Raw genomic sequence first — 2697 nt, 5'->3', positions numbered from 1 at the left:
ACACACTCACTTCAAAAGTGTTGCTCCTTGTGAAGTTGTGCGGTTCAAGACTTTAATCTGTCCGTCGCCCCAAGGACAAATCGCCCCTTTGTAACTCACATAATTCGTGGTCACTGGATTGTAGGAGTGCTGTTCATTGGTCCTCATGGTTATTCACGCCACCCCGATTATGGGCTTTTATCAGCCTGGTGTTAATGTATCCCTCGCGTTGAAAACGCAATGGTCCTATGGCTCAGTGGAAGAGCGTTCCGTTCACACCGGAAAGGTCGCTGGTTCGATCCCAGCTAGGACCACAAACAGAAGTCCGCCGTATGTACGGCGGACTTTTTCACATTTCACTCCCGATTACTGGAACTCGAATTCCAACTTTGCTTCGGGGTTGATGGCGTGGATGAGGTCCCCGTAAAAGGTTTCGGTCTGGCCCTTCAGTAGGTCAAGGTTCAGTTGGATGTGTTCCTTACGCCTCTCCTCATTCAGTACCTCGTTGATGCCCTCGGCGACATCAATATCGGCCGTAGCGAAGCTCAATGCCTGGCCGTGTTGGTGCACAGTTTTGAATTCTGGCTCAGAGAACCCAATGAACTTGAAGGGTGGGATGGTGAGCTTGAAATGCGTGGGAGTAATCTCCTCGATCTTTACTTCCTTGCCGTCGATCCCCAGTTTGGCAGTGAACTTGTACTGCAGGATATTCAGTTTTTGGCTTCCGGGGACACCCCATTTGAAGAGTTTGGCGCTGTTCTGTGTGGTGTGTAACCCCTGGGTCGAGGTGGAGAGCAGCACGATTTCTTGTCGGCGTTGAACTGCGTGGATGACTTCCGAGGTCTCCGTCTCAGTGACTGTTTCTGCCGGTGTGCTGAGGAAGGTTGATTTTCCTAACAGAAATCCGCCACCTAGCAGAGCGAGAACCAGGATAAGCACACCGGCGGTGGACAGGATTTTCTTGGTCATAACCCTGTGATCTTATAGTGGCTTTTCAGCAAACTACTTATTTTCAGTAAATTTCCACTGGACTTGGGGAGTTGAGGCGGTCGGTGTGGTGCGGCCGGGGCCTGACGCCTGCGGCCGTAAAGGCGCCGCCTAGCCGGGCTAGGCTCGCCGTTAGTTTTGGTGTTTCGGGCGACGGGCTGCAAAAAGATTGCATAACTAACAGCTGGCGCAGATAAAGTGCCTGGCAGCAAGTTTCCTTCGGACGGTAGTTGTTGCTGCAATGTAATATTCTGTAGCAGGTCACGGCCCACCGGACGAATTGGTTAAGAGTTCACTGCGGATTTCGGGTTTCCGCGGAAGCACCACGCGGTGATGCCGCAGAGGACGGCAGCGGCAAGGGCCTGGAAGGCGACGACGGCTTCGTGGGCGCGTGCGTAGGCGGGAGCGGCGGCGTCACGGGTGGCGGGGTTGAATACGGCGTCCATGCCTAGGTGGGCGATGTCCTCAGGGAGGAAGGCGAGGAGGAGGGAGGTCAGCATTGTGCCGGAGACGGCAACGGTGATGAGGGTGCCGAATTCGTAGGAAACTTCTTCCACGCTAGCTGCCATACCGGAGCGTTCTGCAGGGGCGGCGCCGATGATGGCAATGGAGGATACGGACATGGCGAAGTTGGCGCCGGCGCCGAGGATGATGAAGCCGGTGAGGAAGATGGGGAAGCTATCCAGGTTGGAGCCCCACCAGGACACGAGTGCGCCGACGACGCAGGCGGCGAAACCACTGCAGACGATGGTGCGGAAGCCGACGCGGTGCAAAATGGCGCCACCGGCGATGGAGAGGGGCAGGGCAACAACACCGACAACGCCGATGGTGAGGCCGGCGTGGAAGGGGGTGAAGCCGTCGACAAGCTGAAGACGCTGCGTGGTGGTCATTTCCAAGCCGATGACCACGAACATTGCGCCAACCGCTGTGATGGCGCCACCGGCGAAGATGGGGTTTTTAAAGATGCCAAAGGTGAGAAGCGGTTCTGGCAGCTTCCTCTGCCGGCGGGCGAACATGAATGCGCCGAAAAGCATGATCACAACAGCGATGGCCAGGATGGTCATGTTGGTATCCAGACGCGCCGTTTCCTTAATCACCATGGTGAGGCCCGACAGCGCAAACAGGGCGTAGATGGAGGAGAAGATGTCCCACTTCTTCGCCGGATTCGGCTTGTTCTTTGGCCCGATGAGAATGGTGAGAAAGAAAGTGATAATGACAACGGGGACGTTGATGAGGAAGACGGAACCCCACCAGAAGAACTCCAGAAGAAGACCACCGACAACGGGGCCAAGTGCGGCACCTAGGACTGCAGCGGAGACCCAGATGCTCATGGCAACGTTGCGCTCCCGCTCTTCAGGGAAGATCTGGTTCACCAGGGCGAGGGTGGCGGGCAGCATCGTGGCAGCGCCAGCGCCCAAGAAAGCACGGGCGATGATAAGCGCCAGCGGGGTGGGGGAGAAGGCCGCCGCAAGGGAGGCAAAGCCGAAGATGACCAGTCCGATCATGAACATCAGCCGGTGGCCAATCTTGTCCCCCAAGGTGCCGGTGCCGAGGAGCAGACCGGTAATCACCAACGGGTAGGCGTTAATGATCCATAGGGACTCTGCGGCGGAGGCCCCCAACTGCTCATCAAGCGCGGGTAAAGCCGTGTAAAGGATCGAGTTATCCAGGGCAACCATGAGGAGGCCCAGTGACACGACGACAAAAAATGGCCAGCGGTTCGCGCTGGCG

Annotated in this window: 2 protein-coding genes and 1 tRNA gene; 1 reads left to right on the top strand and 2 read right to left on the bottom strand. The window is 56.9% G+C overall.

The features are described 5' to 3' along the window. The first annotated feature begins 221 nt into the window (after positions 1-221). A tRNA-Val gene (locus HMPREF2129_RS09210) sits at positions 222-293 on the top strand. 52 nt (positions 294-345) lie between these two features. Here the strand turns inward: HMPREF2129_RS09210 and HMPREF2129_RS09205 are convergent. Both HMPREF2129_RS09205 and HMPREF2129_RS09200 read right to left on the bottom strand, forming a co-directional pair. Beyond that, entirely contained in the window at positions 346-948 is a 603-nt protein-coding gene (locus tag HMPREF2129_RS09205) for a hypothetical protein (protein ID WP_034665837.1), read from the bottom strand. A gap of 302 nt (positions 949-1250) precedes the next feature. Continuing rightward, a partial coding sequence (locus HMPREF2129_RS09200) for an MFS transporter (RefSeq protein WP_034665836.1) occupies positions 1251-2697 on the bottom strand: 1447 nt, incomplete at its 5' end.

The sequence above is a fragment of the Corynebacterium tuscaniense DNF00037 genome, from assembly GCF_000759055.1.
Lineage (GTDB): Bacteria > Actinomycetota > Actinomycetes > Mycobacteriales > Mycobacteriaceae > Corynebacterium > Corynebacterium tuscaniense.
This window is presented reverse-complemented; position numbering and strand designations above follow the sequence as displayed.

What these genes read in the sequence shown, in the direction of transcription:
- HMPREF2129_RS09205 (WP_034665837.1), bottom strand. Translation starts at nt 948, where the DNA reads ATGACCAAGAAAATCCTGTCCACCGCCGGTGTGCTTATCCTGGTTCTC.